The organism is Campylobacter sp. BCW_4338, from assembly GCF_001763255.1.
Taxonomy (GTDB): domain Bacteria; phylum Campylobacterota; class Campylobacteria; order Campylobacterales; family Campylobacteraceae; genus Campylobacter_D; species Campylobacter_D jejuni.
Window position 1 is genome coordinate 180,791 of the sequence record NZ_MJYJ01000061.1, and the last position, 25,693, is coordinate 206,483.

The 25,693-nt window shown below is 26.7% G+C and carries 27 protein-coding genes and 1 pseudogene; 19 read left to right on the top strand and 9 right to left on the bottom strand.

What is annotated here, in order from left to right; genetic code table 11:
• The first annotated feature begins 19 nt into the window (after positions 1-19).
• Genes waaC through wlaRG form a run of 12 tightly spaced genes read left to right on the top strand, consistent with a single transcriptional unit; the run spans position 20 to position 9,697 of the window.
• The gene (waaC, locus tag AJN69_RS07165; RefSeq protein WP_044780176.1) at positions 20-1,048 is read left to right on the top strand and encodes a lipopolysaccharide heptosyltransferase I; all 1,029 of its coding nucleotides are present in this window, start codon (positions 20-22) and stop codon (positions 1,046-1,048) included.
• Positions 1,038-1,916: a lipid A biosynthesis lauroyl acyltransferase HtrB gene (gene htrB / locus AJN69_RS07170; protein WP_070288246.1), complete on the top strand. Its 879-nt coding sequence runs from the start codon at positions 1,038-1,040 to the stop codon at positions 1,914-1,916. Before waaC ends, htrB begins: the two co-directional genes overlap by 11 nt.
• Positions 1,913-2,614: a glycosyltransferase family 2 protein gene (locus AJN69_RS07175; protein ID WP_070288247.1), complete on the top strand. Its 702-nt coding sequence runs from the start codon at positions 1,913-1,915 to the stop codon at positions 2,612-2,614. The genes htrB and AJN69_RS07175 overlap by 4 nt, the downstream gene beginning before the upstream one ends.
• Positions 2,615-2,624: 10 nt before the next feature.
• On the top strand, positions 2,625-3,503 hold the full coding sequence (gene rfbA / locus AJN69_RS07180) for a glucose-1-phosphate thymidylyltransferase RfbA (protein ID WP_070288347.1): 879 nt from the start codon (positions 2,625-2,627) through the stop codon (positions 3,501-3,503).
• Positions 3,503-4,534, top strand: a complete 1,032-nt coding sequence (gene rfbB, locus AJN69_RS07185; RefSeq protein WP_070288249.1) for a dTDP-glucose 4,6-dehydratase — start codon at positions 3,503-3,505, stop codon at positions 4,532-4,534. Before rfbA ends, rfbB begins: the two co-directional genes overlap by 1 nt.
• A gap of 2 nt (positions 4,535-4,536) precedes the next feature.
• The gene (wlaRA, locus tag AJN69_RS07190; protein WP_070274344.1) at positions 4,537-4,977 is read left to right on the top strand and encodes a class E lipooligosaccharide biosynthesis 3,4-ketoisomerase WlaRA; all 441 of its coding nucleotides are present in this window, start codon (positions 4,537-4,539) and stop codon (positions 4,975-4,977) included.
• A complete protein-coding gene (wlaRB, locus tag AJN69_RS07195) occupies positions 4,974-5,369 on the top strand; it encodes a class E lipooligosaccharide biosynthesis 3,4-ketoisomerase WlaRB (RefSeq protein WP_070288252.1) in 396 nt (131 codons plus the stop codon). Before wlaRA ends, wlaRB begins: the two co-directional genes overlap by 4 nt.
• Entirely contained in the window at positions 5,369-5,893 is a 525-nt protein-coding gene (locus AJN69_RS07200) for an acyltransferase (protein WP_070288255.1), read from the top strand. The genes wlaRB and AJN69_RS07200 overlap by 1 nt, the downstream gene beginning before the upstream one ends.
• Positions 5,890-6,639 carry a bifunctional 2-polyprenyl-6-hydroxyphenol methylase/3-demethylubiquinol 3-O-methyltransferase UbiG gene (locus AJN69_RS07205; protein WP_250540932.1) on the top strand — a complete coding sequence of 250 codons (750 nt, stop codon included), beginning with the start codon at positions 5,890-5,892 and terminating at the stop codon, positions 6,637-6,639. The genes AJN69_RS07200 and AJN69_RS07205 overlap by 4 nt, the downstream gene beginning before the upstream one ends.
• Positions 6,640-7,542 (top strand): hypothetical protein, encoded by a 903-nt coding sequence (locus AJN69_RS07210; RefSeq protein WP_070288257.1) that lies wholly within the window; start codon positions 6,640-6,642, stop codon positions 7,540-7,542.
• Complete coding sequence (locus tag AJN69_RS07215) at positions 7,539-8,615, top strand: glycosyltransferase family A protein (protein WP_070288260.1); 1,077 nt, start codon at positions 7,539-7,541, stop codon at positions 8,613-8,615. The genes AJN69_RS07210 and AJN69_RS07215 overlap by 4 nt, the downstream gene beginning before the upstream one ends.
• A complete protein-coding gene (gene wlaRG / locus AJN69_RS07220; protein WP_070288262.1) occupies positions 8,612-9,697 on the top strand; it encodes a class E lipooligosaccharide biosynthesis aminotransferase WlaRG in 1,086 nt (361 codons plus the stop codon). The genes AJN69_RS07215 and wlaRG overlap by 4 nt, the downstream gene beginning before the upstream one ends.
• A gap of 31 nt (positions 9,698-9,728) precedes the next feature.
• On the opposite strand, the gene AJN69_RS07225 is transcribed toward wlaRG, so the two are convergent.
• On the bottom strand, positions 9,729-10,982 hold the full coding sequence (locus AJN69_RS07225; RefSeq protein ID WP_070288265.1) for a DUF2972 domain-containing protein: 1,254 nt from the start codon (positions 10,980-10,982) through the stop codon (positions 9,729-9,731).
• Positions 10,979-12,001 carry a hypothetical protein gene (locus AJN69_RS07230; RefSeq protein WP_002876190.1) on the bottom strand — a complete coding sequence of 341 codons (1,023 nt, stop codon included), beginning with the start codon at positions 11,999-12,001 and terminating at the stop codon, positions 10,979-10,981. Before AJN69_RS07230 ends, AJN69_RS07225 begins: the two co-directional genes overlap by 4 nt.
• A gap of 70 nt (positions 12,002-12,071) precedes the next feature.
• Here AJN69_RS07230 and AJN69_RS07235 point away from each other — a divergent pair, with 70 nt between their 5' ends.
• Genes AJN69_RS07235 through wlaTC form a run of 3 tightly spaced genes read left to right on the top strand, consistent with a single transcriptional unit; the run spans position 12,072 to position 14,750 of the window.
• Complete coding sequence (locus AJN69_RS07235; RefSeq protein ID WP_070288267.1) at positions 12,072-12,845, top strand: glycosyltransferase family 25 protein; 774 nt, start codon at positions 12,072-12,074, stop codon at positions 12,843-12,845.
• Positions 12,838-13,794: a class E lipooligosaccharide biosynthesis protein WlaTB gene (gene wlaTB / locus AJN69_RS07240; RefSeq protein ID WP_070288268.1), complete on the top strand. Its 957-nt coding sequence runs from the start codon at positions 12,838-12,840 to the stop codon at positions 13,792-13,794. The genes AJN69_RS07235 and wlaTB overlap by 8 nt, the downstream gene beginning before the upstream one ends.
• The gene (gene wlaTC / locus AJN69_RS07245) at positions 13,791-14,750 is read left to right on the top strand and encodes a class E lipooligosaccharide biosynthesis protein WlaTC (protein WP_070288269.1); all 960 of its coding nucleotides are present in this window, start codon (positions 13,791-13,793) and stop codon (positions 14,748-14,750) included. Before wlaTB ends, wlaTC begins: the two co-directional genes overlap by 4 nt.
• Before the next feature lie 2 nt (positions 14,751-14,752).
• Here the strand turns inward: wlaTC and AJN69_RS07250 are convergent, their stop codons facing one another.
• Positions 14,753-15,571: a glycosyltransferase family 2 protein gene (locus AJN69_RS07250; protein WP_070288272.1), complete on the bottom strand. Its 819-nt coding sequence runs from the start codon at positions 15,569-15,571 to the stop codon at positions 14,753-14,755.
• A gap of 58 nt (positions 15,572-15,629) precedes the next feature.
• Between AJN69_RS07250 and waaF the strand changes: the two genes are divergently transcribed.
• The 3 genes from waaF (at position 15,630) to AJN69_RS07265 (ending at position 19,257) form a co-directional block, all read left to right on the top strand.
• Positions 15,630-16,580 (top strand): lipopolysaccharide heptosyltransferase II, encoded by a 951-nt coding sequence (gene waaF, locus AJN69_RS07255; RefSeq protein ID WP_070288278.1) that lies wholly within the window; start codon positions 15,630-15,632, stop codon positions 16,578-16,580.
• Positions 16,581-16,632: 52 nt separating this feature from the next.
• Positions 16,633-18,132: an MBOAT family protein gene (locus tag AJN69_RS07260; RefSeq protein ID WP_070274361.1), complete on the top strand. Its 1,500-nt coding sequence runs from the start codon at positions 16,633-16,635 to the stop codon at positions 18,130-18,132.
• Positions 18,133-18,279: 147 nt separating this feature from the next.
• Positions 18,280-19,257, top strand: a complete 978-nt coding sequence (locus AJN69_RS07265) for a hypothetical protein (RefSeq protein ID WP_172399495.1) — start codon at positions 18,280-18,282, stop codon at positions 19,255-19,257.
• 3 nt (positions 19,258-19,260) lie between these two features.
• Here the strand turns inward: AJN69_RS07265 and gmhA are convergent, their stop codons facing one another.
• The 4 genes and pseudogenes from gmhA to gmhB form a co-directional block, all read right to left on the bottom strand.
• The gene (gmhA, locus tag AJN69_RS07270) at positions 19,261-19,821 is read right to left on the bottom strand and encodes a D-sedoheptulose 7-phosphate isomerase (protein ID WP_070288281.1); all 561 of its coding nucleotides are present in this window, start codon (positions 19,819-19,821) and stop codon (positions 19,261-19,263) included.
• The gene (rfaE1, locus tag AJN69_RS07275; protein WP_070288284.1) at positions 19,818-21,203 is read right to left on the bottom strand and encodes a D-glycero-beta-D-manno-heptose-7-phosphate kinase; all 1,386 of its coding nucleotides are present in this window, start codon (positions 21,201-21,203) and stop codon (positions 19,818-19,820) included. Before rfaE1 ends, gmhA begins: the two co-directional genes overlap by 4 nt.
• Complete coding sequence (rfaD, locus tag AJN69_RS07280; RefSeq protein ID WP_070288287.1) at positions 21,196-22,149, bottom strand: ADP-glyceromanno-heptose 6-epimerase; 954 nt, start codon at positions 22,147-22,149, stop codon at positions 21,196-21,198. The genes rfaE1 and rfaD overlap by 8 nt, the downstream gene beginning before the upstream one ends.
• Positions 22,150-22,711: pseudogene (gene gmhB / locus AJN69_RS07285) on the bottom strand (D-glycero-alpha-D-manno-heptose-1,7-bisphosphate 7-phosphatase). It lies immediately after the preceding gene.
• Between the two features lie 80 nt (positions 22,712-22,791).
• On the opposite strand from gmhB, the gene AJN69_RS07290 reads away from it, so the two are divergent.
• Complete coding sequence (locus AJN69_RS07290) at positions 22,792-23,094, top strand: cytochrome c (RefSeq protein WP_002870485.1); 303 nt, start codon at positions 22,792-22,794, stop codon at positions 23,092-23,094.
• 22 nt (positions 23,095-23,116) lie between these two features.
• Here AJN69_RS07290 and ccoS read toward each other — a convergent pair whose 3' ends face one another.
• Both ccoS and AJN69_RS07300 read right to left on the bottom strand, forming a co-directional pair.
• A complete protein-coding gene (gene ccoS / locus AJN69_RS07295) occupies positions 23,117-23,323 on the bottom strand; it encodes a cbb3-type cytochrome oxidase assembly protein CcoS (protein WP_002852798.1) in 207 nt (68 codons plus the stop codon).
• On the bottom strand, positions 23,320-25,677 hold the full coding sequence (locus AJN69_RS07300) for a heavy metal translocating P-type ATPase (RefSeq protein ID WP_083262297.1): 2,358 nt from the start codon (positions 25,675-25,677) through the stop codon (positions 23,320-23,322). The genes ccoS and AJN69_RS07300 overlap by 4 nt, the downstream gene beginning before the upstream one ends.
• Positions 25,678-25,693: the final 16 nt, after the last annotated feature.

Below are 25,693 nucleotides of genomic sequence, written 5' to 3' on the forward strand. Positions count from 1 at the left end.
TTAAAATATTAGGCTTTTAATGAAAATAGCAATTGTTCGTTTATCAGCACTTGGTGATATTATCCAAAGTGCCGTGGTTTTGCAATTTGTCAAAAATTTTAAAAAAGATATAAAAATTCATTGGTTTGTAGATGAAAAATTTGAAGGCATACTCAAAAATCATCCTTTAATAGACAAACTCTATGCCCTGCCCTTAAAAGACAAAAAAATTTTAAAAAGCCTAAAAATTCTTCTTAAAGCAAGAAAAAACAACTATAATACAGTAATAGATCTACAAGGGCTTATAAAATCTGCTATTGTAAGTCGAATTTTAAGTAGAAATAATTTTGGTTTTGATAAAAATAGCCTTAAAGAAAGTTTTGCTCATAATTTCTACAACCAAAAACTTGAGTTAGATTACAATGAAAATGTATTTGTAAGATACTTAAGTCTTACCTCCTTTATGTTAAATACTGATTTTAATGTCAAAAATTTAGCCTTTAAGCAAGATATTTTTAGCGTAGATGAAAATTTAAAACAACTCTTAAACAATAAACTCAAGCTCGACAAAAACGAAAAAAACATACTCATACACGTGGGTTCAAGTGTAGAAAATAAAATCTATCCTAAAACCAAACTTGCTATACTTTGCAAACTTTTAATCAATGAATTTCAACAAGCAAAAATTTGGCTCGCTTGGGGAAATGTAAAAGAATACGAATTTGCTAAAGAGGTTTTAAATCTTAGCGGTATTGATGAAACACATATAGAATTAGCGCCAAAATTCAATCTTGAAGAACTAATGGCTTTTACAAAAATGATGAATTTAATCATAGGAAATGATAGCGGCCCAACACATTTAGCTTTTGCTTTAAATAAGGCATCTATTACGATTTTTGGTGCAACACCAAGCTACCGCAATGCTTTTCAAACTCATACCAATAAAATCATTGATGCAGGTAAAAAAATCCAAAATGCCAAGCATATCGATAAAAGTGATTTTTGTATCACGCGTATAGAAGAAGAAGATATCTTCAAACTTGCCAAAGGCTTACTTAATGAAAAATAGTGATAGAATATATCTTAGTCTTTATTATATTTTGAAATTTTTTGTTACTTTTATGCCTGAGTGTATCTTGCATTTTTTAGCTTTGATTGTAGCAAGAATCACTTTTTATCTTAACAAAAAACATCGCAAGATCATCGATATAAATTTGCAAATCTGCTTCCCTCAATACACTCAAAAAGAACGTGATAAACTATCTTTGAAAATTTATGAAAATTTTGCTCAATTTGGAATTGATTGTTTACAAAATCAAAACACCACCAAAGAAAAAATTCTCAATAAAGTAAATTTTATCAATGAAAATTTTCTTATAGACGCTCTAGCTTTAAAGCGTCCCATTATCTTCACAACTGCACACTATGGAAACTGGGAAATTTTAAGCCTTGCTTATGCAGCTAAATATGGTGCGATTTCCATAGTGGGGAAAAAGTTAAAAAGCGAAGTTATGTATGAAATTTTAAGTAAAAATCGCACCCAATTTAACATAGAGCTTATTGACAAAAAAGGGGGGTTAAGACAAATGCTAAGTGCCCTAAAAAAGGGGCGAACTTTAGGAATTTTAACCGATCAAGACTGCGCAGAAAACGAAAGCGTAAGATTAAAATTTTTTAACAAAGAAGTGAATTATCAAATGGGAGCAAGCCTTATCGCACAAAGAAGTAATGCTTTGATCATCCCTGTTTATGGCTATAAAGAAGGTGGTAAATTTTGCATAGAGTTTTTTAAAGCAAAAGATTCTCAAAATGCAAGCTTAGAAGAACTGACACTTTATCAAGCACAAAGTTGCGAAGAAATGATTAAAAAAAGACCTTGGGAATACTTTTTTTTTCATAGACGCTTTGCAAGTTATAATCAAGGAATATACTCATGAATATTTCAATAGTAATACTAACTTTTAATAGCCAAAAATATCTTCAAGAAGTATTACAAAGTGTTAATTTTGCCAATGAAATTATTTTAATAGATAGCGGAAGCACAGATGATAGTTTAATAATAGCAAAAGCTTTTAAAAACGTGAAAATTTTTCATCAAGATTGGCTTGGTTTTGGAAAGCAAAAACAATTTGGAGTTGAAAAAGCAAATAATGATTGGATATTTGTTTTAGATAGTGATGAAGTTTTTACTGAAGAATTAAAAGAGGAAGTATTGCAAATAATTAAAAATCCATCATTTAAAGCATACAAAGTAGCAAGATTAAATTTTTTCTTTGGAGAAGCAATAACAAAAATGGGGCTATATCCTGATTATAACATAAGACTATTTCATAAAAAATATGCCAAATTTGATGAAAGAGAAGTTCACGAAAGCATAATCTGTCAAGAAAAAATAGGGAAATTAAAACATCATTTTTTACATTATGCTTATGAAAATATCGAGCAATTTATAAATAAGCAAAACAAATACTCAAGTCTAAATTCTAAAAAAAATAACCTTCTTAAAGCTTTAATAAATCCTTATTGGACTTTTTTTAAACTTTATTTTGTAAAATTAGGTTTTTTAGAAGGCAAAAGAGGTTTTATCATAGCAAAGCTTTATGCACAATATACTTTTTGGAAATATATTAAATAGGAGTGCAACAATGAAAGGCATTATTTTAGCTGGAGGTAGTGGAACTAGACTTTATCCTAGCACATTAACTTTATGCAAGCAACTTTTACCTATATACAATAAACCAATGATTTATTATCCTATGTCTGTTTTAATGCTTGCAAAAATTAAAGAAGTTTTGATTATTTCTACTCCAAAAGATATTGATAGATTTAAAGAGCTATTCAAAGATGGTTCTTTTCTTGGAATGCAAATTCAGTATAAAATTCAAGAGCGTCCAGAAGGTTTAGCACAAGGACTTATTTTGGCGCAAGATTTTATTCAAGATGATGATATTGCATTAATTTTAGGAGATAATATTTTTTACGGACAAGGCTTTAGTGATATTTTGGAAAATGCAAAAGATGACTTAAAAAAAGGATTTGCTAGTATTTTTTCTTATCATGTAAAAGATCCAGAAAGATTTGGAGTGGTAGAAATAGATCAAAATGGAAATGTTTTAAGCCTGGAAGAAAAACCCAAAAATCCAAAAAGCAACCATGTGGCAACTGGTTTATATTTTTATAATAATGATGCTATAGATATTGCAAAAAATGTAAGACCAAGTGCAAGAGGAGAACTTGAAATAACAGATGTAAATATAGAATATTTAAGGTTAAATAAGCTAAAATCACAACATTTAGGAAGAGGTTTTGCTTGGATTGACACAGGAACTCACGATAGTCTTATAGAAGCTAGTTCGTTTGTGCAAACCATAGAATTAAGGCAGGGTTATAAGATTGCCTGCTTGGAAGAAATAGCCTACAATAACAACTGGATAGATAATGAAGTCCTAGAAAAAAGAGCATTGTTACTTTCAAAAAGTAATTATGGTCAATATTTATATAAAATACTTAGTCAAGGAAAATAATGTATATTTTAGTTACTGGCGGAGCTGGTTTTATAGGTAGTAATTTTTTATTATATTTTTTTGAGAAAAATCCAGATGCTAAAATTATAAATTTAGATTTTTTAACATATGCTAGCGATATATCAAATTTAAATGAATTAAAAAATAATCCTAATTATATATTTATTCAAGGAGATATAAGTGATGTTTTTTTGATTAATGAAATTTTCAGAAAATATAAAATAAATGCGGTTATAAATTTTGCAGCAGAATCACATGTAGATAATTCTATAAAAAATCCAGATATTTTTATAAAAACAAATATATACGGAACTTGGAATTTATTAAACTCAGCTTATAAAACTTGGTTTCTCGAACCTTTTCTTAAAAAAGACGAATTTAAACAAAGTTTCTTTTATCAAATAAGTACAGATGAAGTTTATGGATCTTTAGGAGAAAATGGAAAATTTACAGAAGATAACGCTTATGCTCCAAATTCCCCTTATTCAGCTTCAAAAGCAAGTGCTGATATGCTTGTTAGAAGTTATCATTATACTTATGGATTAAATGCTGTTATCTCTAATTGTTCTAATAACTATGGACCTTTTCAGCACGATGAAAAACTTATACCCACTATAATAAGAAATGCTTTAAATGGGACTCCGATTCCTATATATGGAGATGGTAAAAATATAAGAGATTGGCTATATGTAAAAGATCATTGCATAGCTATAGAAAATATTTATAAATATACTTTTGAAAAAATAAACGAAAATAATAACTTTTTTGATGTATTTAATATAGGAACAAATGAAGAATGGCAAAATATAGACATAGCTAATAAAATTTGTTCTTATTTAGATAATGTATTGCCAAAAAAGACTTCTTATAAAGAACAAATTATTTTTGTAAAGGATAGAGTCGGTCATGATAGAAGATATGCCATAGATTCGACAAAATTACAAAGGGTTATAGATTGGAAAGCACAAGAAAATTTTAATAGCGGTTTAGATAAAACTATACAATGGTACATTAAAAAATACAGGGGTTAAATTTGAACTATACAATATTAAAATTCAAAGCCATAAATAGTAAAAATTCAATATTAAATGTCCATCAAAAAGATGTAAATTGTCCATTTGAAATTAAAAGAATTTTTTATATATATGATTTTTTAGATGATTCAATAAGAGGTGATCATGCTAATTTAAATTCAGAATTTATTTTTATAGCTTTAAATGGAAGTTGCGAAATTTTAATAGACGATGGAAAAACAAAACAAAAAATAATATTAAACAACAAAACCAAAGGCTTATATATAGATAAGATGATATGGAAACAAATGTATAATTTTTCTAAAGATTGTATTTTATTGGTATTAACAAATACTTACTATGATGAAAAAGAATATATTTATGATTATAAGTATTTTTGTGAATTAAAAAATAATATGGGGGGGGTATGCTATAAAAATCATGCCTTAAAAGCGGCATGAAAAGTTATAAAATTTTAAAGTTAGATGCCATAAAAGATGATAGAGGTAAATTAGTAGCTTTAGAAAGCAATAAAGAAATTCCATTTGAGATAAAAAGGGTGTATTATATATTTGATACAGATCCAAATTTTCCAAGAGGAGCACATGCACATAAAAATTTAGAGCAAGTGCTTATAATGATGAGTGGTTCTTGTGATATAATACTAAATGATGGAAAAAATTGTGAAAAAATTTGTTTAAATCGTCCTGATATGGGTCTTTATATAGGTAAAAATATGTGGAGAGAAATGAAAAATTTTTCTTATGGAGCAAAATTGCTAGTTTTGGCAAGTGATTTTTATGATGAAAAAGAGTATATAAGAAATTATGATGAGTTTTTAAAGGTTTTATAATGCTTAAAAAATATTTTTTAGAATATTTGGATCAATTTATTTACAGTTTTCTATATAAAAATGTTGGCATAATGCCTATTAGATTATGCAAATTTATTGCTGTTTATTATCCAGATGCAAGAATAAGAAAATTATATTGGGAGAGAATGGGAGTTCAATTTGGTAAAAATTCTTTTGCAAACATTGGTTTAAATATAATTTTTAATAGGATAGAAAACATAAAAGTGTTTATAGGCAATAATGTTTCTATTGCTAGAGATTGCACTTTAATAGTTGATAGTGGACCATGTAATAATAGTTTTTTACTAGATTGTGAGTATGTCAAAAATAAATTAATACATGATGGAGATGCAAAAATTATTATAGAAGATGATGTATGGATTGGAGCAAATGTAACAATTATGCCAAATGTAAAGATAAAAAAAGGAAGTATAATAGGCGCTTGTTCACTTGTAACAAAAGATACAGAAGAATATACAATTTATGCTGGTACCCCAGCAAAAAAAATAAAGAAAATACTATGAAAAGAAATATCAAACAATATACTAAAAATTACACAAGCAAAGAGCATGATTTTGAAGAAATAATGGTTTATTATAGAAGAAAAAAAGTATTAGAAATTTTAAACAAATACAATCCTAAAAACATTTTAGAAATAGGATGTGGCATGGATTCTATTTTTAATTATTATAAAAATTTTAATAAAGCAACTATAATAGAACCGTCTGATGCGTTTTATAATAAAGCTATAAGCGATTTTAAGGAAAAGGATAATATAGAAATTTTTAATGATTTCTTAGAAAATATAACAAAAACATTGAAAAATAATAATTTTGATTTTATAATATGTAGCAGCTTATTGCACGAAGTAAATAATCCTGATAGTTTTTTAAAAGATATTTTAAAAATATGTATTAAAGAAACTATAATTCATATAAATGTCCCGAATTCAAATTCTTTTCATTTGCTTTGGGCTTATGAGAGTGGTTTGATAAATAAACTTGGAAATTTGACAAATACAGCCATAAAATTTCAACAAAATACAACATTTGATTTAAATAAACTCACACAATTCGTAAAAAATCATATTGGCGGGGGGGGGTGTATATTAGATAGTGGTTCGTATTTTATAAAACCTTTTAATCATTCTAAAATGTCATTATGCTTAGAAAATAAAATTATAGATGAAAAATTACTAGATGGTTTATACAAATTAAATGATTATATGCATGAATTTGGTGCTGAAATTTTTGTAAATATTAGGATTTGAATGGATATATTAGAAATAACAGAAAGCGAATATCATAATTTTGATTTAACATTTTCATATTTTGACTTAGTCAGTTTTATAAATTATAATAAATATAAAGTAAATGATGTGAAATATTTTTTATTTAAAAATAATAAAAATAGATTTATTATTTCTTGTGGTATTAAAGAAAATGATATGCTATTTCCTTTTTCAGCACCATTTTCATGTTTAATAAACATATCAAGAGATAATAAAATGTTGTATTATCATGAAGCTATTAAACTTATAATTAAATGGGCTAATGAAAATTGTAAAAAAAATATATATTTTAATACACCACCATTATTTTATAACTACAGCCATATAACAAAATTGCAAAATGCGTTAATATCTAATAATTTTATTATAAATGATTATGATGTGAATTATGAAATTTATTTAAAAAATATAGATAAATCTAGAAAAAACTTACGCTCTAATTTTGAAAATAACTTATCTCTAATTAAGAGTAATAATTTACAAATAGCATATGACATAATAAAAGAAAACAGAGAAAGTAAAAACTATAATTTAAATATGACAATTGAAGATGTAGAACAGACATCAAAAATTATACCTACAGATTTGTTTTTAGTATATAAAGATGATATACCTATAGCATCTGCTATTGTTCATATAATGAGCCAAAATATAGCTAGAGTGGTATATTGGGGAAATACTACAAATAGCAATAAATATCGCCCTATGAATTTTTTATCTTATAATTTATTTTTATATTATAAAAATCAGGATTTCAAAATAGTTGACATAGGCACATCAACTCTACATACTACTCCAAATTTTGGATTATGTGATTATAAAGAAAGTATAGGGTGTAGTTGTTCGCCAAAAATAAATTTTTTACATAAAGTAAAAAAATGAAAAAAATATCTATCATAACTCCATGTTTTAATCATGAAAAATATGTGAGTTATTTTTTACAAAGTGTTTTAGAGCAAAGTTTTAGTGATTTTGAGCTCATTATAGTAGATGATTGTTCAAGTGATAATAGCACAAAAGAAATTCAAAAATTTAAAGATCCAAGAATAAAACTTATAAAACATGAATTTAACAAAGGTATAAATGCGACATTAAATACAGCTTTTGAAAACTCAAATGGAGAATACATAGTATTTTGTGCAAGTGATGATATATTAGAAAAAAATGCTTTAGAAATTATCTATAAAACATTTAAAGATAATGATATTATAGCTGTATATCCAAATTTGATTTGTATAGATGAAAATAATGAAATTTTAGGGAACTTATATCCATTAAAACAAAGAAATAAGGTAGAATTATTATATTATTTATTTATGCGATACAACTGCTTAACATCAGTTGGATTATCTTTAAAAAGAGATGTTTTTGAAAAATTATATCCTTTACCAAATTCAATGTGCAACTATCAAGATATGAAGATGCATATTGATATATTAAATATTGGCGAAATTAAAATACTTGAAACACAACTTATAAGATACAGAAGAACTAGGGACAAAACAAATATAAGTGCTCATAATAGCATCACAACAACTCGAGAAAATCTAGAAACAGAAATGCTCTTAGATACTTACTTAAAATTTGATAATATATTTTTATTAGAGCAAATTTTTCATAAAGAAGTAAATAAAACAAATATAAAACCTTATCAAGAGACATTGCCTTTTTTTTTAGGAATAATGGCTTTAGAATCTGACAACATATATAAAAAATATTGGGGTTATCATAAAATAATGGAATTTTATAAAAATGATGCCAATGCTAAAATTTTATATGAAAAATATAATTTTACATTTAAGGACTATCTACAATTAGCAAAAAAATGTAATACAGGGGATATTTTTATAAAAAAATATAGAAAATATAAAAAAATGTTTAATTATACAGCTTTATTATTAGGTATAATTGTATTTATTTTAATTTTTAATTTTATAATAATGGAAATCAAATGATAAAATTTTTAGACTTAAAACAAATAAATGATAGATTTAATACTGAATTTATAACAAAATTTAAAGAAATTCTAGAAAGTGGTTGGTATATACTTGGAAAGCAATGTGAAAAATTTGAAAATAATTTTGCAAAATATTGTGGGGTTAAACATTGCATAGGCGTTGCAAATGGGCTTGATGCTTTAAGATTGATCATAAAAGCTTATAATTTTAAAGAAAATGACGAAATCATAGTTCCCGCAAATACATACATAGCATCAATTTTAGCTATAACTGATAATAAATGCAAACCTATACTGATAGAGCCTGATATCAATACTTACAACATAAATCCTGATTTAATAGAAGAAAAGATCACAAAAAAAACTAAAGCTATCATGGTTGTTCATCTTTATGGTCAAGTTTGTGATATGGAAAAAATTCAGTTGTTAGCTAATAAATACAATTTAAAAATTATAGAAGATTGTGCTCAAGCACATGGCGCTATTTATAAAGATAAACGAGTTGGAAATTTGGGAGATGCTGCCGGTTTTTCTTTTTACCCTGGTAAAAATTTAGGTGCTTTAGGGGATGCTGGGTGTATTTGCACCAATGATGATAATTTTGCATCTAAAATTAGAGCTTTAGCAAACTATGGCTCTCATAAAAAATATGAAAATTTATATACAGGATTAAATTCTAGATTAGATGAGATACAAGCTGCTTTTTTGGATATAAAATTAAAATATTTAGATGAAGACAATAATAAAAGAAAAAATATAGCAAATTTTTATCTACAAAATATAAAAAATGAAAATATTATATTACCTAGTAATAAATTTGATCATGTTTGGCATCTATTTGTAGTCAAAACAAAACTTAGAGATAAATTACAACACTATCTAAATAATCATGATATTCAAACTATTATACACTATCCTATCCCTCCTCATAAGCAAAAATGCTATAAAGATTTAAATCATTTACAACTACCCGTAACAGAAAACATCCATCAAGAAGTTTTGTCATTACCTATATCGCCAACCATGAAAGAAAATGATTTTAAAAAAGTGGCTGATATATTAAACAAATGGAAAGTCTGATAGATCGCTCTCCATTTTATTCGATTATTCTTTAAAAAATTTCAAGAAATTTTTTATAGTATTCCCAACTATTAATAATATCTGGTCTATGCTCTTTTATATGTTGTAATTCATAATCCAAAATATTTTTAATTTTTTTTCCTAAATCTTGATGCTCCTTTAAATAATTTAAAACATCTTCTTCTTTTACCATATTTTCAAGTCTTTCATTCGCTTTTTTCTCTAAAATAATCATAAATTTTTCAAAATATTCTCTAAGATCATTGATTAAAGCTTTATCATCTTTAATAATGGTCCAATTTTTATTTTCTATATTAATCGAAATTTTATCAAATAACTTACTTTTTGTATTTACAAGTTCTTTTTTTATATCAATTAAATCATCTTTTATCTCATTATAATGCTTATCATTGTCTAAAAATACTTTATTTTCATCAGATACTATTATCAAAATATCATTATTGACAATAAGTCTATAAGGTAGTAAATAATACAATTCGTTCCAAAATTTCTGCTTAAATTTATATTCATCATTATCATTTGGTTCTTTAAAATTAAGCTCTTTAGCAAGAGTTTTTATAGTGGCAAATGCATTATCTTTTGAAATTGATTTCGTGTCTACATATAATATATTTTTGTTTTTAATCAAGTTTATATTTGAAAAATAGCTAAAACTTAGCTCTTCGTTTACGATAAAATAGATAGATGATAAATCAGGTTTTTTAAGATTAGTATTATGTCCATTTTTATCTGTATATCTTATTCTATCTAAATTTTCAAATATATCTTCATTTATATAAAAATTTTTTAATTCATTTTTACCAAGTTCTTCAATCTTATAAGAACCATGATTAACCATTGTTTTTAATCTAGATATAGGATCTCTTGTCAAAATTACAACAGGCTTATTTTTATTTAAAATTTTACTTATATGCTTATATTTTGGCTGCATACTTTGATACCAAGCTATTTCTACATAATAATTTTTTTTATTAAAATTCTTATATTCTTTATAATAACTATAATTATTCTGATATAAGACAAAGTCATCTAATTCGCAATATTTTAAAAAACTTTTAAAAGCCCAATGCCCACTTACACCATAGCTAAATAATATAAATTTATAATCATCTTTTAAAGGTTTACAAAATTTTAATAAATAAGGAGTAAAAATATTGATATTAAATTTTTTCTCATATTTAGTGTATATTTTATTTTTTTTATATTTTATAAATTCAGCTATTCCTTGCTGTTTGATTATTTGTATGGATTTCGATTTTTTCATTGATTTTCCTTTATATATTTTTTTAAATATAGCAATTTTTCTTTAGTTACCATATCAGGTGATATTATATCTTTATATTCTTTGATACTAAAATCATCTATGGGAATTAATTCTATCTTATTTTTATCTAAGCTTCTCTTAAAATATGGAAAATGATAGTTTAAAAATTCTGTTTGATAAATTTTTAACTTTTTTATATCCAAATACTCTATACAATACCTATCTTCATGCATACTTTCTGCCCATTTAAGATGATTATTTTTTATCAACCATTGATCATTACTCTTGTTATTCAAGATATTATTGATACTCTTATACTTTACTATAAATACCTCAGCTCTATCATCATCTTTATAATAAAAATCTATTCGAGAATAACAAAGTATATCATAGTCTTTTTTAGGTATATAAAAACTTTTGTAAAGTCTTTTAGCATCATAAATATGATCAACATCTATTTTTATAAGCCATTCTCCTTGTGGAATAAAGCTTGCAACATAATTATAATAACTATAAAGTTTATTTTCTTCACTTTGCGGATTTTCAATTTGTACTTCATAAGGGTATTTTACTGGTATAAAAGAAGGATACTGTTTGCAAAATTCTAAGATTATCTCTTCGCTTCCATCATTGCAATCATTATATCCTATAATCCCTCTTTGTATAGCCGGAAGTATACTTTTTAACGAAGCTTTCAAAGTTAATGCTTCATTTTTTACTCTTATATAAGCCCATGGATTTAAAGGTGATGTTGGATTTTTAGATTTTTCGTCAAAATCAAAAAATCCTTTGTGTTTAGATTTTATAATGTGATTTATTTTATAAAAATGTTCATTATCATATTTTTCTATATTATCTACTATATCTTTTGGAATATACGAATTTAAATTATCAAGTTTTATTTGCATAAATTGATTGAGTAATTTTTCTCTAATTATTGCCCTTATATTTTTATTTGGTATAAACAAGCATGCAATCTTCGCTAAATATTTTTTTAAATAATACGGATAATATATCATTGCCATAACCTTTTTTGTTTATATTATAGTATAATTTTATCTTATAAATTATTATGATAGGTTTTTATTTATGAAATTTTTTATAATCAATTTAAAAATAGCCAAAGATAGAAAAGAATATATGCAGAATTTATGTTTAAAGCATAATTTAGATTATGAAATCATACAAGCTGTTGATGGAAAAGAGTTGGATAGTGATTTTGTAAAAAATATTAGTGATTTTTCTTTATCGGAAAAATATTTAGGTAGAACTTTAAGTCTTGGTGAGATAGGGTGTGCTTTATCCCATAAAAAATGTTTTGAAAGAATGTTTGAGTTAAATTTAAATGAGTGTTTGATATTGGAAGATGATGCTTATTTTGATGAAAAATTAAATTATATTTTAAGTTTAAAAGATAAATTTCCAAAAGATTTAGAATTATTCCTACTTGGTCATTATAGGCAGGTTTATTTAGACGATGGATTTCGTATAGAAAGCCCATTTTCTTTAAGATATGATTATAAAATAGATGATTTTTATCATGCAAAAAGATTGGTTGGTGGCGGCAATGGAACCCATGGATATTATATCAATAAAAATGGCGCCTTAAAAATGTATAAATACTTAGAAAAAATAATATTTCCATATGATCATTGTACTAGTAATGATAATATAATAAATGTATATGCTTTATATCCTGTTGTTATAACTACTGATGAGATATTTGGAGCCCAAACTTATGTGCAAGATGATAATAAAAGAAGATATAGAAAAAGAAGTAAAATTTCAAAATATATAAAAAAGATAAAAAATAAAATCGTATTTTTTATACCTAGTTTAAAAAAATTGAGAAAATATGAATAATTTTGTATTATATAGCTTGTATTTTATTTATTCTGCATTTTTCTTAAATAAATATAGAAGAATTATAAAAGGTAAGATCTTATATCAAAAAGAACATGAGAATATAGCTAATTATTTGGAACATACTTATATAAAAAAATACTTTGAAAATAAATTAGATGACATACAGATAAAAAAAACACAGAATATAAATGGCAAAAAAATAATATGGCAATTTTGGTATCAAGGTATTGATAATGCACCTTGTATTATAAAAAAGTGTTTTAAATCTGTTCAAAAATATAAAGGTAATTATGAAGTTGTTTTACTTGATAAAGATAATATAAAAGATTATTTAATATTTCCTGATTTTATTTATCAAAAAATTGATGATAAAAAATTTGGAGAAAAAACGATAACTATTTTTTCTGATTTATTAAGAGTTTCTTTGCTCAATAATTATGGTGGAATTTGGCTAGACGCTGGTATGTTTTTAAGCGGAGAAATTCAAAAAGAAATTTTAGATCAAGATTTTTTTATTTTTCATAGATCTGCAAAAAAACCGCAAGATTACAAAAATTGGATAAATTTTAATTATAATTTTTTTTCTTGGGATGAGAAATTTAAAGTTAATATTGTAAATGGTTTTATATTATCAAATAAAAATAATGAGATTATGAAGATAATGCAAGATATATTGATTAATTATTGGAAATATGAGAATAAATTAGTATATTATTTTATGTTTCAAATATTGTTTGACACCTTAAAGAAAAAGTATTTAAATTTAAATTTATACATAACAAATGATACAGATATTCATCTCTTGCAATATCATGCAAAAGATAAATATAGTGATAAATTATGGAATGATATAAAAAATAAAACAAGCATACATTCATTAAAAATTTTTAAAAAAATTAGAAAACATTCCATGATAGATAAAATATTATTTAAGGATACAATATGATCGATAATGAAATTACGATAGTAACAGCTTTTTATGATATAGGTAGAAAAGATATTAAAAATTTTGAAAGAGATAATGATAAATATTTATCTTATTTTGAATTTTTAGCAGGTATCAAAAATAAAATGATTATATACACCCAAGAAAATATAAAGGAAAAAATTTTAGATACAAGAAAAAAACATAATTTAGAAGACAAAACCATAATAATAACCAAAGAATTACAAGAATTTGATGAGCAAGGTTATAAAAAAATAATAGATACTTTTAGAAACTATGATCAAAGTATAAATAGAAAAAATCCAAACAATATAGAATGTATTTCTCCTATGTATTGCTACCTTATGTATTTAAAACCTTTTTTTGTATGTGATGCTATACAAAGAGGTTTGACTGATGAGAATATAATGTGGCTTGATTTTGGTTTTAATCATGGAGGAAATTTTTTCGTAGATAAAGATCAATTTAACTTTTATCTACAAAAACAAAATAGTATAGATGAAAATAAAATTAATCTCTTTTCAATAAAAAATGATGATAAACAAACTTTAGCAAACATTTACTTTTCCATGGAAACATTTTTAATAGGTGGTATTATATTCGCAAAATCAAAAAATTGGCTCTTATTTAAACATCATATGCAAAAATGTATAAAATATTTTACCTCATTTGGAATAATTGATGACGATCAAATAATGCTTTTATGGTGTGCTAGAAATTATCGAAAAAATTATAACATTATAAAAGTTTATTTTTGGTTTGATTCTTTATATCATTTTATACCACAAAATATTGCAAAAAAATTAAAAATAAATACAAATCAAATTAAGTATTATAAAATAATCAAAGAAAAATTAAAAGAAGATTTTAATAATAAAAATATAAAAAATATATTTATAAATTTAATTAAATATTGCTATTTTAAATTTATAAATAAAAATCATAAAGTATTATAAAGCTAAATCTTATTTGCTCTCATACATAAACTCTTTTCCTCTCTCTCCAAAACTTCAAATAATTTCTGATGAAATTCATCATGTAAAAACTCTTTTGATAGTTTTTTTATAATTTCATTGCTTTTCTTTTTATCGTGATAATTTTGATTTAAAATTTCTTTATTTTTATTCTCATATCTTCCATTTGGATTAAATTCATAATGATAAATACAAGTTTTAAAAACAGCTATTTTCTCACAAAACATAAAATAAACATAACAAAAAAGCACATCTTCGCCATAACTCAAACGCTCATCTATTTTAACTTTTTCAAAACTTTTTAAGATGATATCTCTTCTAAAACACTTCGCCCAAACCGACCAGCAAAAATGCCTTTGTTTGCTTAAAAATTCTAAAAATTCCTTTTGATTAAAAACTTCATCTTGCTTAAAACGATAAAACTGCTTGGTTTTTACCCTATGTACAAAGGCATCAAAACAAAGCAAATCAAAACCTTTTTTCATCTCTTTAAGTGCTATTTCACAAGCATCAAGAATTAAAAAATCATCACTATCTAAAAACATTATAAAATCAGAACTAGAATGCAAAACCCCCAAATTTCTACTTGCAAAAGTGCCTAAATTTTCCTCATTTTGAAAGATGTTTATTCTTGGATCTTTTTTAGCAAATTCTAAAACCATATTTAAACTATCATCTTTACTTTTATCATCGATAATCAAAATTTCAATATCTTTTAAAGTCTGATTTATGCAACTTTGCAAAGCTCTTAAGATAAAATCGCAAGAATTAAAAAGCGGGATTATGATAGAAAGTTGTGGCATATTTTTCCTAAATTTTGTTAAAATAATAAAAACAATTCTATCAAAGTTTAGGAAATTTATGAAAATTTTTATACACCTTCCCACTTGGCTAGGCGATGCGGTGATGGCTTCACCTGCTTTATACGTTATAAAAGAACATTTTAAAAATGCTCAATTTATCCTTTATGGCTCTTTGGTTTCCACGGCACTTTTTAAGGAATTTCCTAATTCTAAAATCATCATAGAAAATAAACAATCCCGCTATAAACAAGCCCTATCTTTACGCAAAGAACTTGGCAAAATCGATTTTAGCTTTGCTTTTAGATCTGCGTTTTCTTCTAAGATTATCTTGCATATTCTCAAAACAAAACAAAGATATTTTTTTGACAAAAACAAGCACAAAGAAGAACATCAAGTATTAAAATACCTTTATTTTATAGAAAACTCACTTGGCATAAAAGCTCATTTTAAAGACTTAAAACTTCCCTTTAAACTAAAATTTCAAAACCCTCTTATCTTAAGAAATGGTAAAAAAATTCTAGGACTCAACCCTGGTGCAAGCTTTGGAAGTGCAAAAAGATGGGATGCGAATTATTTTGCTAAAGTGGCTTTAAATTTCAGCCAAAGTCATGAAATTTTAATCTTTGGCGCAGGAAAAGCCGAACAAGAACTTTGTAATGAAATTTATCAAATTTTAAAAGAACAAAACATAAAAGTAAAAAATCTTTGCAATAAAACCACCATCAAAACCCTTTGTCAAAATATCGCTTTTTGCGATCTTTTCATCACAAATGACAGTGGACCTATGCACATAAGTGCGGTTTATAAGGTAAAAACCGTAGCTATTTTTGGCCCTACGAAATTTACTCAAACTTCACCTTGGCAAAATGAAAACGCAAAATTAGTGCATTTAAATCTAGCTTGTATGCCTTGTATGCAAAAAACCTGTCCTTTAGAACACCACAAATGCATGAAAGATTTAAAGCCTGAAAAGGTGATAGAAGAAATTAAAAAATTAAGCACTCCATAAAAAAATTTTAGTTAGAATAAAAATTTATTGCAAAAATTTTATAGGGTTGCTTATGCTTTTTAGCTCTTTTATTTTTATTTTTATTTTCCTGCCTTTAACCTTATTAGGCTTTTATGTATTAAAAGCTTTGCAATATTATACAAGTGCAAAAATATTTCTAATATTAGCTAGTTTATTTTTTTATGCCTATTTTAAAATTGATTATATTTTCATCTTAACCTTTTCAACCTTGATAAATTTTTTTCTTGCAAACCTTATCTTAAGAAAAGAAAATAATGGGACAGGATATACTTTACTTTATCTAGGTATTATCTTCAACCTTTGCTTGCTAGCAATCTTTAAATATACAGACTTTTTTTTGGAAAACTTTAATCTTTTTTCCAAACTTGCTCATTTAGACTTTAATATTCCTTTACCACATATTTTACTACCTTTAGGAATTTCATTTTTCACTTTTCAACAAATTGCATTTTTAGTGGACTGTTATAAAAAAAGTAATATTGAGGATTTATTGGAAAATAAAAAAGTTGATTTTATAGATTATTGCTTATTTATCAGTTTTTTTCCGCAACTTATCGCAGGTCCTATAGTCCATCATAAAGAAATGATGCCACAATTTCATTCTTTACTTAATAAAGAAAAAGCTTTAATCGATTGGGAATTAATAGCAAAGGGCTTGTTTATATTTTCTATAGGACTTTTTAAAAAAGTTTACATAGCTGATAGTTTTGCTTCTTGGGCAAATGCAGGATTTACAGTTGTGCAAAATGGAAATTTTTTAAATATTTTTGAGGCTTGGGCAACAAGCCTTTCGTATACTTTTCAACTCTATTTTGATTTCAGTGGATATTGTGATATGGCCATAGGATTAGCTCTTTTTTTCGGCATAGCTTTACCTATAAATTTTAATTCTCCATATAAAGCTTTAAATATAGCTGATTTTTGGCGAAAATGGCATATTACTTTAGGAAGATTTTTAAAAGATTATTTATATATCCCTCTTGGAGGAAATCGCTTTGGAAAATTTATCAATCTACGAAATCTTTTTATCGTAGCTTTTTTAAGCGGAGTATGGCATGGAGCCGGATGGGGTTTTGTTATATGGGGAATTTTGCACGCTATAGCTATGATAAGCCATAGAATTTATAGTTTTTGGACTAAAGGCAAAACTTTTTTAAATTCGAAAATTTATAAAATTATATCTTGGTTTATCACTTTCAATTTTATCAATATAGCTTGGATTTTCTTTAGAAGTGAAAATTTACAAGGGGCTATAAACCTCTTAAAATCAATGTTTGGGGTAGTTTGGGTGGAATTGCCGTTAAAATTCAAAGCAGGGCTTTTATTTAAAAAAATAGGCGGAAATGATACAATGGTAGGTTTTATTTTAGTCTCCTTTATACTATGTATTTGTTTTAAAAATAGCATTAATATGCTTCAAGATTTTAAGTCGAGCTTTAAAAATTCCCTTATTATAATGTTTTTATTTTATATAGCTTTAATTACTCTTATTGCTACACCATATACCGAATTTATCTATTTTAATTTTTAAGGAAAAATATTGTTTACTTCTGATAAAAAATTCATTCTTTTTTCTTTATTATGTCCTTTGCCTCTCGTAATAATTCTTTTTACATTGCTTTATATTCGCGATCCTTTTTGGTTCTTTCATCCACCATATTTTAGAAAAGAAACTTACATGAAAGATATGAGAATGCAAGCTAGAGGACTCATTCTGTACAAAGATTTTGATTCTGCCATAATAGGCACTTCTATGCTTGAAAATACCTCTGCTAAAGAAGCAAACAAAAAACTAGGAGGTAATTGGATAAATCTATCTTTAGGTGGAAGCACATTTGCATTAAGAGCGGTAATTTTAGATTATTTATTTAAACATAAAGATATTAAAAACATTATTTATTCTTTAGACATTAGAGCTTTAAATGAACTTGAAACACCCAAAGACAAAAACTTTATTTCACTCTACAATGATAAAACTATTGATTTATTTAAATTATATCTCTCAAGTCGTTTTATTAATTGTGCTATATTTTTTTCAAAAAAAGAAAAATGTATAGGAAAAGATAATTTAGATACTTTAACAAATTGGTTTTTAGAAAATAAAAACCACTTTGGAGGTATTGAATACTGGAGTAAAGAATGGTGGCATGATAAAAATTTTCAAAATGAAATTTTACAAGCTCAAAATTTTCAACCAAATTTTGATATAGATATTTCACATTTTAAAAATTATACAAAAAAATATCTCTTAAGTTTTATTAAAAAATATCAAAAAACGCAGTTTTATCTTATTATACCAAGTTATTCAAGATTAAACTATAGAAAACTCAGTTATGGGGAATATTATAATAAAGATAGTGCTCTATTTTCAAACTATTATGCTATTTTAAGTTGGATTATACAAGAAACTCAAAAATATCCTAATGTAAAAATATATGGATTTGATGATTTGGACTACGCTGACAACATAAAAAATTATAAAGATCCTGCACATTACAATACTGATATGAACTCTATGCAACTTAATGCCATAAGAGATAATACGCATATTTTAAATACCCAAAATATAGTTAAATATCTTAATACAATGGAAAGGAAAATTAAAGAATTTGACTTAACACCATTTGTAGAGTATATAAAAAATCAAAATTTTTGAAAATTAAAAACCTTCATCTATAATCTGACAAAGTGTGTGTATGATTAAAATATGCATTTCTTGAATTCTAGCCGTATCATCGCTTGGTACGACAAGATTATAATCACAAAGCTTATTCATCATTCCACCACCCTTTCCGCTAAACCCTAAACAAAGCATATTAAGTTCTTTCGCCTTTTTAAAAGCTTCTAAAACATTAGGGCTTTTTCCACTCGTTGAAATACCGATTAAAACATCATTTTCATTTCCTAAAGCTTCCACTTGTCTTGAAAAAACAAACTCAAAACCATAGTCATTTCCTATAGCACTAAGTGCTGAAGTATCGGTTGTAAGTGCTATACCTGCTAAAGCCTTGCGTTCTTTTTTATAACGCCCACTGAGTTCAGCTGCAAAATGCTGTGCATCAGCTGCACTTCCACCATTTCCACAAATCAAAATCTTACCATTTTTTTTAAGACACTCACACAAAAGCTCACCTATTTTAGCGATTTGTCCTTTTAAAATTTCACTTTCTTGAGCGATTTTTTGATGTTCTTGCCATTCTTTTTCCACTAAATTTATCATTTTTTATCCTTAATCTTTTCTATGATCTTGCTTGTACTAAATCCTTCTTCAAAGTCGATTAATTCAACCTTTGAAACGATATCCACACCCACAACAAGCTTATCTTTATAATCAGCTCCTTTAACCAAAATATCGGGTTTTAAAAAGCTTATAAGTTCCAAAGGCGTATCTTCATCAAAAATCACTACAAAATCCACAAAATAAAAAGCTGCCAACATACAAGCTCTTTGAAACTCTGAATTTACAGGACGACTCTCGCCTTTGAGTCTTTTCACACTCGCATCTGAGTTTAAGCCCACAATCAAAACATCGCCCAATCTTTTAGCTTTCTCAAGGTATTTTATATGTCCAAAATGCACGATATCAAAACAACCATTTGTAAAAACAATCTTTTTATCATTTTGTTTTAAAAGCGTTAAAAGTTCTTCTTTGCTTTTGATTTTTTTCTCAAAATCCACACGATTAAAACTCTTAATCTCATCAAAACTCGCACTCACGCTACCTATTTTACTTACCACAACAGCTGCGGCTTCATTGGCAAGTTCGCAAGCTTTAAAAATTTCAATCTCATTTGCCAAACAAAAAGCTAAAACGGCGATCACACTATCGCCAGCTCCTGTTACATCATAAACCTCTAAGGCTTTAGCAGGTGCGATTTTTAAACCCTCATCAAAAAGTGCAATCCCCGCTTCTGAAAGGGTGATGATAGAATAACGCAAAGCAAAATCTTCTTTTAATTTTTTAATCCCTTTTTCTAAATTTTCACCCTTTAAATTTTCAAATTTCAAAGCCTCTAAAGCTTCTTTTTTATTAGGTGTAAGTAAGGTTGCACCGCTGTATTTGCTAAAATCACTGCCTTTAGGATCAACTAAAACAGGGATATTTAAAGCCTTAGCCTTTTCTATCACAGCCTTACAAACTTTAGGGGTTAAAACACCTTTGGCATAATCGCTTAAAACCACAGCTTTAAAATCTTTGATCTTTTCATCAAACAAAGCTATAAGTTCATTTTCAAGTAAAATTTCACTTGTATCTTCTTCATCTAGTCTTAAAACCTGCTGATTGTGCGCCATAATGCGATTTTTAAAAGGGGTTTTGCGTCCTTTTTGGATCAAAAATTCTCCTTTTAAATTTTCTTGTAAAAATTTCCCACTCTCATCATCGCCCACAACACCAAGTGCAAAAACATCAGCTCCTAAACTTTTCAAATTTGCATAAACATTCGCAGCCCCGCCTAATCTTTTATCTTCTTTAAGAGTTTTAGCTACCAAAACAGGGGCTTCAGGGCTGATACGCGAACAATCACACCAAGTGTAATTATCCACCATAAAATCCCCTATAATCAAAATTTTAGGTTTTTGCTGACTTAAAAACTCAAGCATTTACTTCCTTTTCAAAAAGTCTTTTTATCTCTCCTAAATAATCTTTTATCCCCTCTTCTAAAGTGAATTTTGGCTGATAATCCCAAGTTTGATCTAGTTTTGCCTCGGTATGAAATTGATAAGATTTTACATAAGGATTTGGGATATATTCGCAAGGCAAATCAGTCTTTAACTCTTTTTGCAAAATATCAACTATATCTTGAAAAGTTCTTGCTTTACCACTGCCTACATTATAAACTCCACATTTTGAATCAAGGGCGATTAAATTGGCATTAATAACATCTTTGATATAGGTAAAATCTCTATAAATTTTATCACTTCCTTCAAACAAGCGTGGATTTTTTCCTGCTAAAATTTGATGGCCAAATTGCAAAACCATAGAAGCGGTTTTGTTTTTATAAAATTCGCCTTTTCCATAAACATTAAAATATCTAAGTCCTACTAAATGGGCTTTATCGTAGTATTTTTTCGCTAGCTTGTCCATCATCAATTTTGAAAAAGCATAAGGATTTTTTGGTTCTTCATCTTTACCTACAGTTTGTGGACTTTTTGCATCACCATAAACCGAAGCTGAACTTGCATAAATAAGCTTTGCATTAAGATCTATGCTAAGTTCTATAAAATCTTTAAAAGTATTTAGATTGGTTTGTAAAACCTTAGTTTGATCAAAAACTGTAGTGTCTGAAATTGCTGCTTGATGAAAAATAATCTCTGGCTTAAAATCTTCAATCTTTTTTAAAACTTTTTCATCATTAATATCACCTGCAAAAAGCTCTCCATCAAATTCAAGTAAATTTTTAAAATGCCCAAAACTTTGCAAATTTCCATTTTCAAAAGTCGCACTACTACGCATTTTATCGATGATTAAAATTTCATGTTTTTCTTGCAAATTTAAAGCCAGTTGCGAACCTATAAATCCCGCACCACCTGTGATTGCTATTCTCATTTAAATGTCCTTTTCTTTAAAAAAGCTCAAAATTTCTTTTAAATTTTTAAATTGTCTAAAAAAATCGCCTTCTTTTTTTTCTTCATTCACTAAAATCAAAGTGCCAATATCAGCATTTAATCCTGCTTGCATATCGCTTAGATTATCTCCGATAAAGATAGAATTTTTCATATCTAAATCAAACTCATCTTCTGCTTTTAAAAGCATTCCTGTTTTAGGTTTGCGACACTCACAACCTTCTAAATGTGGACAATGATAAATTTTATCAATTTTTATATCTTGTTTGGCAAATTCTTTAAGCATATAATCACAAAGCTTAAAAAAATCACTTTCCTTGTAATATCCTCTTGCAATGCCTGATTGATTTGTCGCTATAAAAAGCAAATAATTTCTAGCTAAAAAATATCTACAAAGCTCAAAAATTCCATCACAAAATTCAAAATCTTCTATTTTATAAACATATTTTTTATCTATATTAATCACACCGTCTCTATCTAAAAATAATGCTTTTGTTTTCATAAAAAACATTATAATATAGCTTTTTTAAAAAGAAAATAAACATTATCTTTAATTTCTTAAGATTTTTATAAAAATAAAGATATATAATACCTAGCAATCTAATTTTTACTAAGGAGAAAACAAATGAAAAAATTATTAGTAGTTTCTGCTTTGGCATGTCTTGGTGTTTCTGCTTTTGCTGCAGATGGTGCTACACTTTTTAAAAAATGTGCAGTATGCCATGGTGCAAAAGCAGATAAAGTTTATTTAAACAAAGTTCCAGCTTTAAAAACTCTTTCTTCTGCTGAAAGACTTCAATACATGAAAGAATATTCAGAAGGCAAAAGAAATGCTTATGGTCAAGGTGCGATCATGAAACTTAACCTTAAAGGTTTAACTGAAGAAGATTTTAAAGCTATCGAAGCTCATATTGAAACTTTAAAATAATTTCTAAAAAAGGCTTTTCTTTTTAAGAAAGCCTTTTTTTATCCAAAGCTTCTTTTTTACGCCTTTCTAATTCTATAGCATCACGCAAAGAATCCTCATCATCATTTAAAGTAGTAAATTTATAATCATCATCAAATTGTTTATTTTTAATCCCCCAAAGCAAAGTTGCCAAAATGATAAAAAACGCTAAGATAGAAACCCCTATCATCATCATAATTATACTATTCATTCTTTAATCCTTAAAGCATTTAAAATAACTATTATACTACTAAAAGACATAGAAATAGCAGCGAATAAAGGATTAATCATACCCAAAAAAGCCAAAGGTATGGTACAAGCATTATAAAACAAAGAAAAAGCAAGATTTTGCTTGATAATTTTAAAGGTATTTTTAGATAATTTGATGGCTTTTTTTAAAGAAAGCAAGTCATTTTTCAAAAGTAAAACATCACTACTTTCTATAGCTAGATCACTTCCTTCTCTTAAAGTCATCGAAACACTTGCATATTTTAAAGCTAGTGCATCATTTACCCCATCACCTACAAATAAAACTTTGTAATTTTTGCTTAAATTTTCTATAGTTTTCATTTTATCTTCTGGCAAACAAGAAGCTTGATAGTTTTGAATTTCTAACTTTTTAGCGATTTTTTCCACTGCTTTTTGATGATCGCCACTTAGTATCATTAATTCTTTCTTTTCTTTTTTAAGATAAGCAATAAGCTCTTTTGCACCTTCTCTTAAAACACTATCAAACTCAAAAGAAGCTAAAATTTTACCTTCCTTAGCAAAAATAAAATGTGTATTATCAAATTCTTTAGCCACAATACCCTTTTCTTGCAAAAATTTAGAACTTCCGCCTAAAAGCAACCCTTCATTTAACTCAGCACTTAAACCTTTAGCTTGAATGCTTGAATGCTTTTTAAAATCCAAATTTAAATTCTTAGCTCCTTTTTGCTTTAAATACGACGCAATATTTTGAGAGATAGGATGTTTAGAAAGTTTTACAAAATTATAAAGCTCATTTAAATCAAGCGCTTCATCTAAAAAAACCTCTTTAAGTTCAAGCTCTATTTTGGTTAAAATACCCGTTTTATCAAACACCACGCAATCACATTTGCTTAAATCTTCTATCACGCTAGAACTTTTAAACAAAATATGTTTTTTCAAAGCTCTACCTAAAGCTACAAGATTGCTCACTGGTGTTGCTAAAGCCAAAGCACAAGGACAAGCGATAATCAAAACTGCAATCGCATTGACTAAAGAAATTTCAAAACTCTCTTCCTTATAAAAAAACCAAAAAGCAAAACAAATAAAAGCGATCAATAAAACCGTTCTAGAAAAATAAGCCGAAAGACTATTGACCAAACTTTCAAGTTTTGCTTTTTTAGAACTTGCAAGTTCTAAAAGCTGGATAATTTGACTGAGTTTTGAATCCTTGTAAAGCTTTGTTGCTTCATACTCCACACTTCCATCAAGCACTATACAAGCTGAAAAAATTTCATCTTCTTTTTGTATGAGTTTTGGAATACTTTCTCCGTTTAAAGAAGAAGTATCCACACTCATTTCACCACTTTTACAAATCCCATCGATTAAAATTTTATCTCCAGTTTTAAGCAAAATTCTATCCCCTAAACAAACCTTTTGCACTTCTTTAGGAACAAATTCTTTACCATCAAAAACCAAAACTTCATTTTGCAAAAAATCATTAAGCCCATCTATAGTATCTAAAGCACGCTTTTTGCTAAACATCTCAAGATATTTACCTATAAATACAAAGCAAACTATCATCGCCACAGAGTCAAAATACACCTCCCCTACCCTAAAAAACATAGCCCATAAAGAATAAATATAAGCCAAACTCGCTCCGCTAATCACCAATACATCCATATTTAAACTATGCATTTTTAAAGTTTTAAAAGCGCTTTTATAAAAATGAGATCCCGTATAAAAAAGCACAGGAGAACAAAGGATAAATTCAGCAAAATTTAAAATATCTTTAGTATCCTTATCCATACCGCTAAAAAATCCTGCGTATTTTGCCACTGCTATCCACATGATATTCATCACACAAGCTATAGCCACAACAAGCTTAGAATAAAATTCTCTTTTTAGTAAATCCGCTTTTTTTGAAGCCTTGCTCGCATCATAAGCACTCGCTTTATAGCCTATGCTTTCAATAAGTCTTAAAATTTGCACCAAAGAAATACTTTGTTCATCAAAAACAATGCGTGCTTTATGGCTTAAATGATTGATATCAAGTTCTAAAATTCCTTCTTGCTTGGTTAAAATTTTCTCATTAAGCCACACACAAGCTGCACATTCTATACCGTGTATCATGAGATAAATTTCACTAAATCCTTCTTTAGTTTTAGTAATAAACTCATCATAATTTTTCATTTCATTTTGAAAATTTACAGGGCTTAAGGTTTGATTTCCAAGCTTTTCATAAAACTCATCTAGTCCACTTTCATGTAAAATTTCCCAAACGCTCTCACAACCCTTACAACAAAAAAATTTACCCTTATACTTTATCATTTGGGCTTGTTTATAATCAAGTCTACAATGTTCACATTTCATAATCATTCTTTAAAAAAATATT

What these genes read in the sequence shown, in the direction of transcription:
- waaC (WP_044780176.1), top strand. Translation starts at nt 20, where the DNA reads ATGAAAATAGCAATTGTTCGTTTATCAGCACTTGGTGATATTATCCAA.
- htrB (WP_070288246.1), top strand. Translation starts at nt 1,038, where the DNA reads ATGAAAAATAGTGATAGAATATATCTTAGTCTTTATTATATTTTGAAA.
- AJN69_RS07175 (WP_070288247.1), top strand. Translation starts at nt 1,913, where the DNA reads ATGAATATTTCAATAGTAATACTAACTTTTAATAGCCAAAAATATCTT.
- rfbA (WP_070288347.1), top strand. Translation starts at nt 2,625, where the DNA reads ATGAAAGGCATTATTTTAGCTGGAGGTAGTGGAACTAGACTTTATCCT.
- rfbB (WP_070288249.1), top strand. Translation starts at nt 3,503, where the DNA reads ATGTATATTTTAGTTACTGGCGGAGCTGGTTTTATAGGTAGTAATTTT.
- wlaRB (WP_070288252.1), top strand. Translation starts at nt 4,974, where the DNA reads ATGAAAAGTTATAAAATTTTAAAGTTAGATGCCATAAAAGATGATAGA.
- AJN69_RS07200 (WP_070288255.1), top strand. Translation starts at nt 5,369, where the DNA reads ATGCTTAAAAAATATTTTTTAGAATATTTGGATCAATTTATTTACAGT.
- AJN69_RS07205 (WP_250540932.1), top strand. Translation starts at nt 5,890, where the DNA reads ATGAAAAGAAATATCAAACAATATACTAAAAATTACACAAGCAAAGAG.
- AJN69_RS07210 (WP_070288257.1), top strand. Translation starts at nt 6,640, where the DNA reads ATGGATATATTAGAAATAACAGAAAGCGAATATCATAATTTTGATTTA.
- AJN69_RS07215 (WP_070288260.1), top strand. Translation starts at nt 7,539, where the DNA reads ATGAAAAAAATATCTATCATAACTCCATGTTTTAATCATGAAAAATAT.
- wlaRG (WP_070288262.1), top strand. Translation starts at nt 8,612, where the DNA reads ATGATAAAATTTTTAGACTTAAAACAAATAAATGATAGATTTAATACT.
- AJN69_RS07225 (WP_070288265.1), bottom strand. Translation starts at nt 10,982, where the DNA reads ATGAAAAAATCGAAATCCATACAAATAATCAAACAGCAAGGAATAGCT.
- AJN69_RS07230 (WP_002876190.1), bottom strand. Translation starts at nt 12,001, where the DNA reads ATGATATATTATCCGTATTATTTAAAAAAATATTTAGCGAAGATTGCA.
- AJN69_RS07235 (WP_070288267.1), top strand. Translation starts at nt 12,072, where the DNA reads ATGAAATTTTTTATAATCAATTTAAAAATAGCCAAAGATAGAAAAGAA.
- wlaTB (WP_070288268.1), top strand. Translation starts at nt 12,838, where the DNA reads ATGAATAATTTTGTATTATATAGCTTGTATTTTATTTATTCTGCATTT.
- wlaTC (WP_070288269.1), top strand. Translation starts at nt 13,791, where the DNA reads ATGATCGATAATGAAATTACGATAGTAACAGCTTTTTATGATATAGGT.
- AJN69_RS07250 (WP_070288272.1), bottom strand. Translation starts at nt 15,571, where the DNA reads ATGCCACAACTTTCTATCATAATCCCGCTTTTTAATTCTTGCGATTTT.
- waaF (WP_070288278.1), top strand. Translation starts at nt 15,630, where the DNA reads ATGAAAATTTTTATACACCTTCCCACTTGGCTAGGCGATGCGGTGATG.
- AJN69_RS07260 (WP_070274361.1), top strand. Translation starts at nt 16,633, where the DNA reads ATGCTTTTTAGCTCTTTTATTTTTATTTTTATTTTCCTGCCTTTAACC.
- AJN69_RS07265 (WP_172399495.1), top strand. Translation starts at nt 18,280, where the DNA reads ATGAAAGATATGAGAATGCAAGCTAGAGGACTCATTCTGTACAAAGAT.
- gmhA (WP_070288281.1), bottom strand. Translation starts at nt 19,821, where the DNA reads ATGATAAATTTAGTGGAAAAAGAATGGCAAGAACATCAAAAAATCGCT.
- rfaE1 (WP_070288284.1), bottom strand. Translation starts at nt 21,203, where the DNA reads ATGCTTGAGTTTTTAAGTCAGCAAAAACCTAAAATTTTGATTATAGGG.
- rfaD (WP_070288287.1), bottom strand. Translation starts at nt 22,149, where the DNA reads ATGAGAATAGCAATCACAGGTGGTGCGGGATTTATAGGTTCGCAACTG.
- AJN69_RS07290 (WP_002870485.1), top strand. Translation starts at nt 22,792, where the DNA reads ATGAAAAAATTATTAGTAGTTTCTGCTTTGGCATGTCTTGGTGTTTCT.
- ccoS (WP_002852798.1), bottom strand. Translation starts at nt 23,323, where the DNA reads ATGAATAGTATAATTATGATGATGATAGGGGTTTCTATCTTAGCGTTT.
- AJN69_RS07300 (WP_083262297.1), bottom strand. Translation starts at nt 25,677, where the DNA reads ATGATTATGAAATGTGAACATTGTAGACTTGATTATAAACAAGCCCAA.